Origin of the sequence: Lactobacillus melliventris (assembly GCF_042679465.1) — a bacterium.
GTDB classification, from domain to species: domain Bacteria; phylum Bacillota; class Bacilli; order Lactobacillales; family Lactobacillaceae; genus Lactobacillus; species Lactobacillus melliventris.
On record NZ_JBHTMT010000008.1, the window covers coordinates 13282 to 25986 of the forward strand.

General features: G+C 38.1%; 13 protein-coding genes. 2 read left to right on the forward strand and 11 right to left on the reverse strand.

The features are described 5' to 3' along the window. Window positions 1–58 precede the first annotated feature (58 nt). Window positions 59–430, forward strand: a complete 372-nt coding sequence (mscL, locus tag ACFQ32_RS08700; RefSeq protein ID WP_046324453.1) for a large-conductance mechanosensitive channel protein MscL — start codon at window positions 59–61, stop codon at window positions 428–430. A gap of 27 nt (window positions 431–457) precedes the next feature. On the opposite strand, the gene trxA is transcribed toward mscL, so the two are convergent. From trxA to ACFQ32_RS08750, 10 genes are all read right to left on the reverse strand, one after another. Next, the gene (gene trxA, locus ACFQ32_RS08705) at window positions 458–769 is read right to left on the reverse strand and encodes a thioredoxin (protein WP_046324452.1); all 312 of its coding nucleotides are present in this window, start codon (window positions 767–769) and stop codon (window positions 458–460) included. A gap of 85 nt (window positions 770–854) precedes the next feature. Beyond that, window positions 855–3209 (reverse strand): endonuclease MutS2, encoded by a 2355-nt coding sequence (locus ACFQ32_RS08710; RefSeq protein WP_046324451.1) that lies wholly within the window; start codon window positions 3207–3209, stop codon window positions 855–857. A 54-nt stretch (window positions 3210–3263) separates the two neighbouring features. Then, window positions 3264–3569 carry a DUF1292 domain-containing protein gene (locus ACFQ32_RS08715; protein ID WP_046324450.1) on the reverse strand — a complete coding sequence of 102 codons (306 nt, stop codon included), beginning with the start codon at window positions 3567–3569 and terminating at the stop codon, window positions 3264–3266. A gap of 1 nt (window position 3570) precedes the next feature. Beyond that, window positions 3571–3999 carry a Holliday junction resolvase RuvX gene (ruvX, locus tag ACFQ32_RS08720; RefSeq protein ID WP_046324449.1) on the reverse strand — a complete coding sequence of 143 codons (429 nt, stop codon included), beginning with the start codon at window positions 3997–3999 and terminating at the stop codon, window positions 3571–3573. Beyond that, window positions 3999–4256, reverse strand: a complete 258-nt coding sequence (locus ACFQ32_RS08725) for an IreB family regulatory phosphoprotein (RefSeq protein ID WP_038521496.1) — start codon at window positions 4254–4256, stop codon at window positions 3999–4001. The genes ruvX and ACFQ32_RS08725 overlap by 1 nt, the downstream gene beginning before the upstream one ends. 52 nt (window positions 4257–4308) lie before the next feature. Beyond that, window positions 4309–6948, reverse strand: a complete 2640-nt coding sequence (alaS, locus tag ACFQ32_RS08730; RefSeq protein WP_046324448.1) for an alanine--tRNA ligase — start codon at window positions 6946–6948, stop codon at window positions 4309–4311. Window positions 6949–7243: 295 nt separating this feature from the next. After that, complete coding sequence (nadE, locus tag ACFQ32_RS08735; protein WP_046324447.1) at window positions 7244–8074, reverse strand: ammonia-dependent NAD(+) synthetase; 831 nt, start codon at window positions 8072–8074, stop codon at window positions 7244–7246. Continuing rightward, window positions 8071–9549, reverse strand: a complete 1479-nt coding sequence (locus tag ACFQ32_RS08740) for a nicotinate phosphoribosyltransferase (RefSeq protein WP_046324446.1) — start codon at window positions 9547–9549, stop codon at window positions 8071–8073. Before ACFQ32_RS08740 ends, nadE begins: the two co-directional genes overlap by 4 nt. A 77-nt stretch (window positions 9550–9626) precedes the next feature. Then, on the reverse strand, window positions 9627–10718 hold the full coding sequence (locus ACFQ32_RS08745; RefSeq protein ID WP_046324445.1) for a glycosyltransferase: 1092 nt from the start codon (window positions 10716–10718) through the stop codon (window positions 9627–9629). Window positions 10719–10720: 2 nt separating this feature from the next. After that, the gene (locus tag ACFQ32_RS08750; protein WP_046324444.1) at window positions 10721–11452 is read right to left on the reverse strand and encodes a WecB/TagA/CpsF family glycosyltransferase; all 732 of its coding nucleotides are present in this window, start codon (window positions 11450–11452) and stop codon (window positions 10721–10723) included. A gap of 124 nt (window positions 11453–11576) precedes the next feature. On the opposite strand from ACFQ32_RS08750, the gene tagD reads away from it, so the two are divergent. Continuing rightward, window positions 11577–11963 (forward strand): glycerol-3-phosphate cytidylyltransferase, encoded by a 387-nt coding sequence (gene tagD / locus ACFQ32_RS08755; protein WP_046324443.1) that lies wholly within the window; start codon window positions 11577–11579, stop codon window positions 11961–11963. 40 nt (window positions 11964–12003) lie between these two features. Here tagD and ACFQ32_RS08760 read toward each other — a convergent pair whose 3' ends face one another. Beyond that, window positions 12004–12702, reverse strand: a complete 699-nt coding sequence (locus ACFQ32_RS08760) for a GntR family transcriptional regulator (RefSeq protein ID WP_046324442.1) — start codon at window positions 12700–12702, stop codon at window positions 12004–12006. Window positions 12703–12705 lie beyond the last annotated feature (3 nt).

Genomic DNA, 12705 nt, shown 5'->3' on the forward strand with positions numbered 1-12705 from the left:
ATAATTTAGTTTTTTACCATTTTTGCAATATTATTAAAGTAAGAATGGAGGAAACAAAATGCTTAGAGAATTTAAAGAATTTATTCAACGGGGCAACGTTATCGATTTGGCTGTTGGTGTAATCATCGGCGGAGCTTTTACCAACATTGTTAATTCATTGGTAAACAATTTAATTAATCCCCTTTTGGGTCTATTTATCGGACGAATTGATCTTTCCAATCTGGTATTTAAAGCCGGAGGTGCTACTTTTAAATACGGTGAATTTATCAATACTGTGATTAACTTTTTGATTATTGCATTCATCGTCTTTTTGCTAGTTAAAGCTGTCAATAAAGTAATAAGACATAACGACCAGCAACAACCAGCTGGCCCAACCGCTGAAGATTACTTGAAAGAAATTCGCGATCTATTAAAAGAAAAAAGCAATTAAAAAAATTCCTGCAGTTGCAGGAATTTTTTAATTGGTATATTGATCCAAAATTTGACTCAATTTTGCTTTAGGTGTGTAACCTGTAATGCGATCTACAATTTCACCGTTTTTCTTGATTAGCAAAGTCGGAATAGCCATAACTCCCAAAGAGCTTGGTACTTCCTTGTTTTGATCAACATCCATTTTGGTAAATTTAACGTCTTGTCTCTCCTCAGCCAATTCATCAACTACCGGAGATTGCATTTTACACGGGCCACACCAGGTTGCCCAAAAGTCCGTTAACACGACGCCATCTTTTGTTTCTTCTTCAAAGTTTTGATCTGTAAGTTCATCAACCATTGAAAAAACCTCCTTTAGAGAAAAACATTATTCTATTGATATTTTCATTATAGCAACCAGACTTACTTTTTACAAGTAAAGTAAATTATTGCAAATGCACAATGGTTGCACCATTTCCGCCCTCGTTTGTAGGGGCGTAATTATAACTTTTCACATGCTTATTCGTCCGTAAATATTGCCAAACGCCTTTTCTAATAGCACCAGTACCTATGCCGTGAATAATGGTAACAACATCTAAACCAGCTAACAGCACCGAGTCAATATAGCGATCTAAATTAGTCATTGCTTCATCATAACGCTGACCGCGCAAATCGAGCTCACTTTTAGCATTGCTACGCCTGTTTGCACTAACTGCACGCACTTTCGAATGAGTTTGCGGCTTTTCATGCTGAGTGCTTTTTTCAATGTCGCGATCACTGACTTTAACTTTAATAATACCCATCTGGACCTCATATTCATGTTCAGACAACTTTTTGGTAATCGTACCAGTTTGCCCATAAGACAGTACTTTTACCTGATCGCCTACATTAACATGGTGTCTTCTTTTTTCGCGTTGCAGAACACGATTATGAGCCAGATTTTCGTTTTGTCGTTCAAGCTGATTAAATTCACCCTTGGCGGCAATAATTTCGTTTTGTTTAATATTACCTTTTTGCTGCTCAAGTTGTGCGATAATTTTATCAGCTTTTTTACGGCTTTTGGTAACTACATCATTAGCTCTTTCCTGAGCAAATTCCAGCTGCTTTTGCACACGTTGATTGTACCAATCGAGTGCTTGCTGCAATTTCTTTTCCAACTTTTTAGCACGATCAAGACTGGTAGTTAAATGACTGCGGGCATCTGAAGCAGCCTTAGTTTGCTTCGTTAACTCAGTAATCATTTGGTTAATATCAACGTTTTCATCACTCATTAGCCCCTGTGCTTTTTTAACCACGTCTTCGCGCATCCCTAATCTGCGCGCAATTGCAAATGCGTTACTGTGACCAGGAATACCAATTTGTAAACGGTATGTGGGCGACAAGGTCTTTAGATCGAACTCCATTGATGCATTAGTTGTTCTTTCACGATTATAGCCATATAGTTTCAGTTCTGGGTAATGGGTAGTAACGATAATTTTAGCTTTCTTTTGCCGTAAAAAGTCCAAAATACTGATTGCCAGACTAGCGCCTTCTTCTGGGTCCGTTCCCGCACCAATTTCATCAATCAAAACCAGTGTCTTGGCATCGACCTTTTTCATTATTTTGACAATGCCATTAATATGTGAAGAAAAGGTACTGAGTGATTGCTCAATAGATTGTTCATCCCCAATATCTGCGCAGATGTCTTTAAAAACACCGGCTTTGCTTCCTTCTGCAGCAGGAATAAACAGGCCTGATTGTGCCATTAACTGTAAAATACCCACTGTTTTTAATGTAATCGTCTTTCCACCAGTATTTGGACCAGTAATCAACATAGTATCGTAATCTTCACCCAGACGGATATCATTGGCAATAACTGTTTCAGGATTAATTAAAGGATGCCGTGCTTGTAAAAATACAAGTGACTGATCATGAGTTAACTTAGGCTCAGTTGCTTTCATAGTATGAGCTAATTTCGCTTTTGCCTGAATAAAATCGAGTTTAACTAAAGCACCAGCAATCGTATCAATGCTATCAGCTTCCGGTCGCACTAGATCAGACAAGTTACGCAGAATATGACTGATTTCTCTTCTTTCTTGTGCCAGAAGGTTTTGCTGACGATTATTGAGATTTAAAACTGCACTAGGTTCAATAAAAAGCGTTTGTCCACTGGCACTTTGATCATGAACAACGCCGCCAAATTTATTGCGGTATTCTTGTTTGACCGGAATAACATAACGTTCATCACGAATTGTCACAATCTGCTCTGACAAATACTTGCTGCTACTACCCTTAATATAGCCATCCATTCTCTGCTTAATTTCAGCATCATTGCTTTTGATTTCATGACGTAAATAGGCTAATTCGCTGGAAGCAGTATCGAGAACTTCTCCATCAAAATCTAGAGAACGATTAAGTTTGTTATACAAACTTTGAGGTACATCTAATTGTGCCAAAATAGAATCTATGGCGGTTAAATCTAGTTTTTCCTCATCAATTTCACCAAAAAATTCATTTGTTTCATTTGCAAGCGCCAAAACTAATAACAAATTACCCAATTCCTTGGCGTTTAAGTTTGCCTTGATCCGCAAACGCTTGGTACTTGCAGTAACATCAGCAAAATCAGTCAATGGCAATTGCCCTTTAACCCGCAAAATATCAGCACCAGCAAGAGTTTGCTTCAAACTAAGTTCAACTTGAGCAAAATCATTACTTGGCAGTAAGTTGAATGCTTTCATTTTAGCTGGTGTAGTAATCGCCATTTGTTGTAATTGTTCAGTAATTTTGGCAAATTCTAAAGTTTTTAATATTTTATCATTCATTATTTTTCTAAATTATTAATCTTTAATAAAAAAGGCTGGCCCAGCCAGTCTTTCTTATTCACCACTTAATCGGTCATCGTCCAAAAATGTATTTAAGACTCCTTGGACCATGTTCCACTCATCATCTGCTTCAATCTCGTGTAAATCACTACTGGTAACATCACCTGCGGAATCTGAATCATAGCTGAATGCTAAGACTTCAATTTCGTCATCATCACTAGCAGCTGCCGGATAGAGCAAAACATATGATTTATCATAATCATCTGAATGAAACGTAAATAAAATTTCGTATAATTCTTCATTACCCTGATCATCAATCAGGGTAATCTGACGGTCATCACCGTTAATTTCTTGTGCCATATTAATCCTTTCGGTTTAGATCCAAATAATTCTGTAAAATCAAAACAGCAGCCATTTGGTCAATAACTTCTTTGCGCTTATGGCGATCGTACATTCCTGCCTCTTCAACTAAAACTCTTTCAGATTCCACTGTCGTTAGTCTCTCATCTAAATAATGCACTGGCAAACCAAACTTTTTCTCCAGTCTTTCACCATATGCTTTACTGCGATTAACTGAAGCACCTGAAGAGCCATCCATGTTTTTAGGCAGACCCAGCACAAAGGCCTCTGGTTCATATTGGCGGACAATTTTTTTAATTGCACGCATACCAAAATTATAACGCGTTTCATCGATGGGGATGGTTTCAACCATCTGCGCAGTTATTCCTAATTCATCACTAACAGCAACGCCTACTGTCTTTGATCCAACATCTAAACCAACTAGTCGCATTATTTATCTTTTCCAAGATAATTTTTGACAAGCTCTTCAATAATTTCGTCACGTTCATGCTTCAAAATTAAATTACGAGCATCATTATGCCGTGGAATATAAGCCGGATCGCCAGACAATAAGTAGCCGACAATCTGGTTAACTGGATTATAACCCTTCTCTTCCAGAGCATTATAAACGTCTTGCAGAGTATCATGAACATTTTTGCCTTTATTTTCGTTAAAGTCAAAATGCATTGTCTTATCTAGCGAACTCATAATTATTCCTCCTAGCATAATTTTACTTGAAAAACAGCACAAACTCAATTAATTATTTTTTGGAAATCATTGTAACCACTGTCTGAATAGCCTTTTCAAGGCCTTCAGGGTTTTTGCCACCGGCTTGAGCCATGTTTGGTCGACCGCCACCGCCACCACCAAAGATTGGTGCGACTTGTTTAATTAGATCTCCTGCTTTAAGCCCCTTTGCCAAAGCTTTATCACCTAAGCTAATAATCATATTGGCCTTGCCATCACTGGCAGTTCCTAAAACGAGCACATCAGACTTCTGACCACTCTTCCAAGTATCAGCGAACTCACGCAAATCATTCATGCCACCGGCTTCAACTTCTTGGGCAATAATGGTCAAATCTCCTGCTTGTTTTACATCATTAAAAATTGAATTTGCTTTACTCTGATTAATTTGCAAGTTTAAATCTTCAACCTGCTTTTGACTATCATGTAATTCCTGTTCAAGGGAATCAACCTTATCAATAATATCTTCGGGCTTGGTCGATTTTACTTCCGCTTGAATGTCATCCAGGAGTTCAGATCTGTTAGCCAGATATTCGTAGGCCTTTTTAGAAACAACTGCTTCAATTCTTCTCATTCCAGCACCAATGGCAGATTCAGAAATGATTTTAAAAATACCTATTTGGTTAGTATTGGCGCAATGAGTACCACCACAGAATTCAATAGAAAAATCTTGCATTTGGACAACTCTAACTTTATCACCATATTTTCCATCAAATAAAGCCAAAGCTCCCATTTTTCTACCAGTATCAGGATCGGTAATAGTAGTTTTGACATCAATTGCTGCCCAAATCTTTTGATTTACCAAATTTTCAACTGACTTAATTTCCTTGGCAGTCATTGGTTCAAGTGCAGTAAAGTCAAAGCGCAAATAATCAGGTTCCACCAAACTGCCGGCTTGATGCGTATGTTCCCCCAGAACGCTTCTCAAAGCCGCATGCAACAAGTGTGTAGCTGTATGTGAGTGGCGCAGGCCTTCGCGGCGAACTCTGTCAATTTTTAAAGTATATTCTTCACCCTTTTTCAGAGGCAAAATCACATCGACAAAGTGCATATTTTGATCATTCGGAGCGTGTTGTACATCCGTTACCTGAGCAACCAGTTCACCTTCCTGATTATAGATATTACCGTGATCTGCTACCTGGCCACCACGTTCACCGTAAAATGGAGTTTTATCAAAAATCAAAACCGCATTATCACCATCTGCTCTATCAACTAATTGGTCATTGACTATAATATCAATTAATTTGGCATGTTTTTCTTCATAAACACCATATTCAAACTCTGATTTATCCTTTAAGTTCATCAAAGTTTCATCCTGCGCACCCATTGATTGCAGATTACCCCGAGCTTTACGCGCACGCTCTTTTTGGGCCTTCATTTCAGCATCAAAGCCCTTTTGATCAACCTTTAAGCCTGCATCTTGTGCAGTTTCAAAAGTCAATTCATAAGGAAAGCCATAAGTATCAAACAACTTGAATGCATCTTTACCGGTAATTGTTTTATCTTCAGAGTTTTGGGCCTTGGCAATTAAGTCATCAAGTAAAGTTAACCCAGATTCAAGAGTTAGCTGGAATCTTTCTTCTTCGTTTTTAATTACTTTGGCAATAAAGACCTTTTGGTCTGTAACCTCCGGGTAATGACTTTCCATAATTTTACCGACCACTGGGACAAGTTGGTAAAGAAAAGCACCCTTAATTCCTAAACGTTGACCATTTAAATCAGCGCGCCGAATCAAGCGCCGTAAAACATATCCTCTACCTGTATTTGATGGCAACGCTCCATCCGCAATGGCAAAACAGACAGTCCGTACATGATCAGCAATAATCTTAAAGGCTGTTGTATCCGCCTTGTTTGTGCCGTACTTTTTAGCAGCAGTCATTTTTTCAGTTTCATGAATAATTGGCAAGAAGAGGTCAGTTTCAAAGTTAGTTGGTGCGTCTTGTAAAATGGACAAAACACGCTCTAGGCCCATACCAGTATCAATATTCTTGTGTGGCTGATCTACATATTTGCCATTTGCTAAATGATTATATTGTGAAAAGACTATATTCCAAATTTCCAAGTAACGGGCATTTTCACCGCCAGGGAAGTTTTCAGGATCATCTTCTGCCACATCGTTATTTTCTTGACCACGATCATAGAAAATTTCAGAGTCAGGACCACAAGGACCTTCACCAATATCCCAGAAATTTTCTTCAAGTTTAACAATATGGTCTTCAGGCATACCAACTTCAAGCCAAATTTTATGTGCTTCTGTATCTTTAGGATAAACCGTACAGTAAAGTTTTTCTTTATCAAAATCGAGCCAGTCAGGACTGGTCAAAAATTCCCAAGCCCAGGTAATCGCTTCTTTTTTGAAATAATCGCCAACTGAAAAGTTACCCAGCATTTCAAAAAAGGTCTGGTGTCTGGCAGTTTTACCAACATTTTCAATATCATTAGTTCTAATGGACTTTTGTGAACTGGTGATCCGGTGATTCTTGGGCACTACTGAGCCGTCAAAATACTTTTTCATCGTTGCCACACCGGAATTGATCCACAGCAATGTTGGATCATCTTGCGGAATCAATGATTGACTGGGCAATACCATGTGGCCGTGCTGCTTGAAGAAATCCAAAAACATCTGTCTAAATTCTGAACTTGTCAGTTTCTTCATCAAATATATCTCCCTTTTTGCCAAAATAAAAACACCGTTGCTTATCTTAAGGACGCCTTTAAACGCGGTACCACCTCAATTGCAACAGTGTTTGTTACCTCTTAATTATTTTATTTATTTGAACTGTAAGGAGCATCTTTTAAGTAACAGTAAGCCATTTTCACCAGGCGGCTCTCTCTTTGAACTGTTATTCTTAAAAAACATATCTTAAGTTAACAGTAATTGTACTACTTGCACAGTTTTTGTCAATAACAGGCCTATTAAGGTAAAATTTAAACTCAAAATGCCCTAGTCCTTATTTACGATAAAAATCATCAAAAACGGTTACGGGCAAATGCCGTTTGTGTTCACTCTTACGCCATAAAGATTCGATTTTTTCAGCGGCTTCTTCAGAAACTTCGTGCCCTTCTAAATAGTCATCAACATCCCTGTAGCTGACGCCGAGTGCAACTTCATCAGGTAAGCCAGGCTTATTTTCTTCCAAGTCTGCTGTGGGCGCTTTGTGATACAAATGCTCTGGACAATTTAAAAACTTGAGCATCTGTTTTCCTTGGCGCTTGTCTAAACGAAACAGCGGAGTTAAATCTGCCGCACCATCACCATATTTGGTATAAAAGCCGCTGAAGTTTTCAGCTGCGTGATCCGTCCCCACAACTGCACCATTATGGGCACCAGCAATAGCATACTGCACCACCATGCGCTCGCGCGCCTTAATATTGCCCTTATTAAAATCGGTAATCTCCTGCCCAGCTTCATTTAGAGTAGAAACTAAGGCATCAACAGCCGGTTTAATATTAACTACCAAGTCTTGATCCGGTCTTTGAAAAGCCACAGCATCTGCCGCATCTTGTGCATCAGCTTGAACTCCATAAGGCAAGCGCACTGCAATAAATTGGTATGAATTATCGCCAGTTTCACTCCTCATTTCCGAAATTGCCATTTGACATAGTTTTCCTGCTAACGTAGAGTCTTGTCCACCAGAAATACCCAATACATAAGACTTTAAGAAGGTATTTGCTTTGAGATAATCTTTTAAAAAATCAACTGAACGTCTAATTTCTTTTTGCGGATCAATTTGAGGCAAAACATGCTCATATTTTATAATTTCTTTTTGTAACGGTCTCATTGTGCAGTATCTCCTTTATTGATTTTGGTGCGAATATCCTGAATAATAGTCATTTTACTGTCATATAAATCTTGAGAAAGATCAACAGGATATTCCTGGGGGTTCAAGCTGCGCTTGTATTCATCCCATAGTCCGTCCAGATTGGCTGCACAAAAGTTCTTAATATCTATTAGTTTGGGCTTTTGGTATGTTAATTTGCCTTTAACAAAAATATCTTTTAAAAGTGGTTCTGCAGTGTAATCAGTCACCACTTTATTGATATAAGAATATTGCGGATGAAACATGTACAATGAATCAAATTTACGCGGATCTACGCCGGCCCGTGCAATCCAGTCACCTTCATTTTTCTTAGCAGTATTAGCTGAGATACGCCAGACTTGTTTTTTACCTGGAGTTGATACCTTTTCTACATTCGAAGAAATTTTTAAAGTGTCACGCATATGGTGCTGATCATCTTCAATTGAAACTAATTTATAAACAGCTCCTAAAGCAGGCTGGTCGTAAGCCGTAATATATTTAGTCCCTATCCCCCAAACATCAATTTTTGCTCCTTGCATCTTTAAACTCGTAATCGTAGTTTCATCCAAATCATTTGAAGCAAAAATTTTAGCATCAGTATAACCAGCATTATCCAGTTCCCGGCGTACTTGCTTTGAAATATAGGCCATGTCGCCCGAATCAATACGCACGCCTTGGAAGTTAATCTTGTCTCCCATTTCGTCAGCAACCCGAATTGCGTTTGGTACGCCGCTTCTAACTGTATCGTATGTATCTACCAGAAAGACGCAATCTTTATGCGTTTCTGCATAGGCCTTAAATGCTTCATATTCACTGCCAAAGGCTTCTACTAAGGAATGGGCATGTGTGCCAGAAACTGGGATACCAAATAATTTGCCTGCCCGAACATTACTGGTGGAATCAAAGCCACCAATATAAGCAGCACGAGTGCCCCAAATAGCTGCATCTGCTTCCTGTGCACGCCTGGTACCAAATTCCATCACTCCGTCACCTTGAACGGCCAACTTGACGCGCGCCGCTTTAGTGGCCAGTAAAGTCTGGTAATTAATAATATTTAAGATAGTTGTCTCAACCAATTGACATTGCGCAAGTGGACCCTCAACTTGCAATAAGGGTTCGTTGGCAAAAGCAATTTCTCCTTCAGGCATCGATCGTACAGTAAGCTGCAATTTCAAATGACGCAAATAATCAATAAAATCGTCATCATAGCCAATTTCTTCTTTTAAATATTTTAAGTCACTTTCTTTAAATTTCAGGTTTTGTAAATATAAAATGACGTGTTCTAAGCCTGCATATACGGAATAGCCATTGCCAAAAGGCTCTTTCCGATAGTAAACTTCAAAAACAGCATTGCGTTCAGAAATACCTTTTTTAAAGTAGGTATACATCATATTAATTTCATACAAATCTGTATGAAGGGTTAATGAATCGTCTTCATCCAATTCTTGGTAAAACATTCTGTCCTCTTAACTAAATCCACTAATATTTTTGTTTTATTATAAACATTTGTGGCCTTTTTAACAAACTTACCAATTTAAACGATATCATCGTATACCCGTAAAATACTACTTAATTGCTCGTGTAACGAAAAATGCCGCTCAACATAATTTTTCTCAAGCTGCGCCATTTCTCTAAGCTGAGTTTTAGGCGTGTTCACAGCTTGCTTTAAAGCTGAACAAATTGAATCTATCTCACCGACTTTTGCAACAAAACCATGTTCTTTATCTGGTATCATCATGCTAATATCACCAACGGCAGTTGACAAAAGTGGCAACAAATTATCGCTTGCTTCCAGCAACACTAAAGGAAAGCTCTCAGAATAAGATGTTAGAACGGCCAAATCCATTCTGCGATAAAGATTTTTTAACTGTTTATGCGTCATGAAGCCTTGAAAAGTTACTTGTGGACCCAAGTTTAATTTTTGCGTCAGGTCCTTTAGTGATCTTAATTGAGAACCGTCTCCAGCAATAAACAAATGCACATTAGCATTATTTAATTGTTTTAGAGCCTGCAGTAACAAGTCTTGCCCCTTAACTTTTTCAGCCCTGGCTACGTTTACAATATTAAAGTTGGGGTGTTCATATTTTGCAGGGATTTGACTGTCTGCATGAAAAAAAGTACCGTTATAAATCACGTGAACTTTTTTCTGTTTAATTTTAGCTTTTTCAACTAACAAATTAGCAAATCTTTTAGTAACAGCAAAAACGCAATCCGCTTTGCGAATGGCCTGAATGTTTAATTTGGTAAAAATTTTCCCTGTGAAGCCGCGATCAACAAAATCAAGATAAGGATTGGAATGAACGGTTACACACCACTTTGCGGTAATTTTGTGCCTAATTAAAGAGACAAATAAGTTAGCCCGCGCACCATGTGTGTGGACAATATTAAAGTCAGCATTATTAATAAAACTAGCCAGCTTATTTAAGCCAGCCAAGTCATAGCGACTATTGACACCTAAAACTTGCACGTTTAATTGTGCAGTTCGTGCAGCTTGGGCAACTGGGCCATCAGCTAAACATAATAACGTAAAATCCTGCTGTTCATTTTTTGCCTGTTTTAGCAAGTTAATAATATGAGTTAAGCCACCACCATTTTCAAGCCCGGCATTAACATGCAAAACCTTCATAATTAGATTTTTCCCTTTTTTGACTGATAAACTTCATGCACAAAATGAGGCAAAATCGTCATTCGCTTTAAGCGTGAGGGGTTTTTAAGCAGACGGTAAAGCCATTCTAAATGGACATTTTGCCATGTTTGAGGAGCACGTTTTACTTTACCCGAAAAGACATCAAAGCTGCCTCCTACTCCCATCATTAAAGCTGGCAGGAGATTTCTCCGGAGAATGGATAAAAGTTGTTCTTGACGGGGTGAACCCAAGGCGGCAAAAACTAAATCCGGTTCTGTCCGTTCAATTTGGTAAGCAATTAGTTCCAGATCTTCTTTAAAGTAACCATTTTCAGCTCCTACTAGCTGTATATCAGAATATTCTCGTGCAATCTTAGCCTGAATCGTATGCATCACTTCTGAGCGAGCGCCAATTAAATAAACTCTGAGGCCCCGATCATTTGCCAGCTTCATTAGCCAAGTAAATAAATCATAACCGGTTACCCGTTCTTTAAGTGGCTGACCTAAAATATGACTTGCTTTGACAATGCCTATACCGTCAGCAGTAATATAGTCAGCATCATAAGTCAGGATCTTCATAAATTCAGGGTTTTCATTTGCTGACATGACAATTTCAGGATTGGCAGTAACAATAAAAGTTGATTGGTGGGTATTAATTCTGCCAATAAATTCATTTTGAAATTGATTAAAACTTTTATTATCAAAATTTACACCTAAAACATTTACCTTAGCCATAGCTATATCTCCTAATCCGCAATTTACCTTATTTTACCAAAATAACAACCAGTTCAGAATACGCTTTACCTTTTCTATAAATATGATACTATTAACTCGTCAAAATGATAGGAGTACGGGAACTATGAAAAAAATAATTACTTATGGCACATTTGATTTATTGCATTACGGTCATGTTCGTTTACTAAAAAGGGCTCGTGAACTAGGCGATTACCTCATTGTTGGATTGTCTACTGATGAATTTAACCAGTTGCAAAAGCACAAGGAGTCTTATAATAATTATGCCGCACGCAAATATATTCTTGAAGCAATCCGCTACGTAGACCAAGTTATCCCAGAAAAAGGGTGGGAACAAAAAGTTAGCGACATTCAAAAATATGATATTGATACTTTTGTTATGGGTAACGATTGGCAAGGCAAGTTTGACTTTTTAAAGCCCTACTGCCAAGTAGTTTATTTGTCACGCACACCAGGAATTTCTACCACTAAAATCAAAGATGATTTAAAATAAAAAAGCTCTGAACTAACTAAACACAGTTAATTCGGAGTTTTTATTTAGCAAAGGTAAATTCAAAGCGATCTGCAACATAGTTTGCCCTTGTATATTCAAATGGCATGCCATTTGATAATTCAGTTACCTGCAAGCGCGTGATCAACGCCTCACCTTTTTTGGCATCAAGAAGTCTTGCTGAGTTTTCATTTGCTACTGCGGCAGAAATATATTCTGTTACACGTCCTACTTTATAACCATTTTTTTCCAAAGTTTGGTATAAATGTGAAGAAATATCAGCTTTCGACATATTTTTAACCAGGCCTTGTGGAATAGAAACGACTTCATAACAAATTGGAACATCATCCGCATAACGAATACGTTCCATCCGTAGAACTTCCTGCTTATCATCCAGATTAAGACGCTCCATCTCTGATAAGGAAGGCTTACCAAAGCGATAGGATATTAGCTTACTTGAAGGTGTTTGCCCATTTGCATGGGTTATATCAGTAAAAGACATGACACCCGACATTTTTTCCTGCACTTTTTGATTGGCAACATAAGTACCACTACCAACCCGCTGCTCTAAAATTCCTTCATCTTCTAAAGTTTTAATTGCTTGACGCAAAGTCATCCGCGAGACACCAAATTTTTGAGCTAATTGTCTTTCCGCTGGAATTTTACTACCAACTTTATAGTCATGATTTTCAATTTCACGTTTGATTTGATTATGAATTTTGATGTACATTGGTTCTTCCATAAA

Excerpts from the sequence above, each read along its gene's own strand:
- ACFQ32_RS08745 (WP_046324445.1), bottom strand. The coding sequence starts at position 10,718 with ATGAAGGTTTTGCATGTTAATGCCGGGCTTGAAAATGGTGGTGGCTTA.
- tagD (WP_046324443.1), top strand. The coding sequence starts at position 11,577 with ATGAAAAAAATAATTACTTATGGCACATTTGATTTATTGCATTACGGT.
- ACFQ32_RS08750 (WP_046324444.1), bottom strand. The coding sequence starts at position 11,452 with ATGGCTAAGGTAAATGTTTTAGGTGTAAATTTTGATAATAAAAGTTTT.
- nadE (WP_046324447.1), bottom strand. The coding sequence starts at position 8,074 with ATGAGACCGTTACAAAAAGAAATTATAAAATATGAGCATGTTTTGCCT.
- trxA (WP_046324452.1), bottom strand. The coding sequence starts at position 769 with ATGGTTGATGAACTTACAGATCAAAACTTTGAAGAAGAAACAAAAGAT.
- ruvX (WP_046324449.1), bottom strand. The coding sequence starts at position 3,999 with ATGCGACTAGTTGGTTTAGATGTTGGATCAAAGACAGTAGGCGTTGCT.
- ACFQ32_RS08725 (WP_038521496.1), bottom strand. The coding sequence starts at position 4,256 with ATGAGTTCGCTAGATAAGACAATGCATTTTGACTTTAACGAAAATAAA.
- ACFQ32_RS08760 (WP_046324442.1), bottom strand. The coding sequence starts at position 12,702 with ATGGAAGAACCAATGTACATCAAAATTCATAATCAAATCAAACGTGAA.
- alaS (WP_046324448.1), bottom strand. The coding sequence starts at position 6,948 with ATGAAGAAACTGACAAGTTCAGAATTTAGACAGATGTTTTTGGATTTC.
- ACFQ32_RS08715 (WP_046324450.1), bottom strand. The coding sequence starts at position 3,569 with ATGGCACAAGAAATTAACGGTGATGACCGTCAGATTACCCTGATTGAT.
- mscL (WP_046324453.1), top strand. The coding sequence starts at position 59 with ATGCTTAGAGAATTTAAAGAATTTATTCAACGGGGCAACGTTATCGAT.
- ACFQ32_RS08740 (WP_046324446.1), bottom strand. The coding sequence starts at position 9,549 with ATGTTTTACCAAGAATTGGATGAAGACGATTCATTAACCCTTCATACA.
- ACFQ32_RS08710 (WP_046324451.1), bottom strand. The coding sequence starts at position 3,209 with ATGAATGATAAAATATTAAAAACTTTAGAATTTGCCAAAATTACTGAA.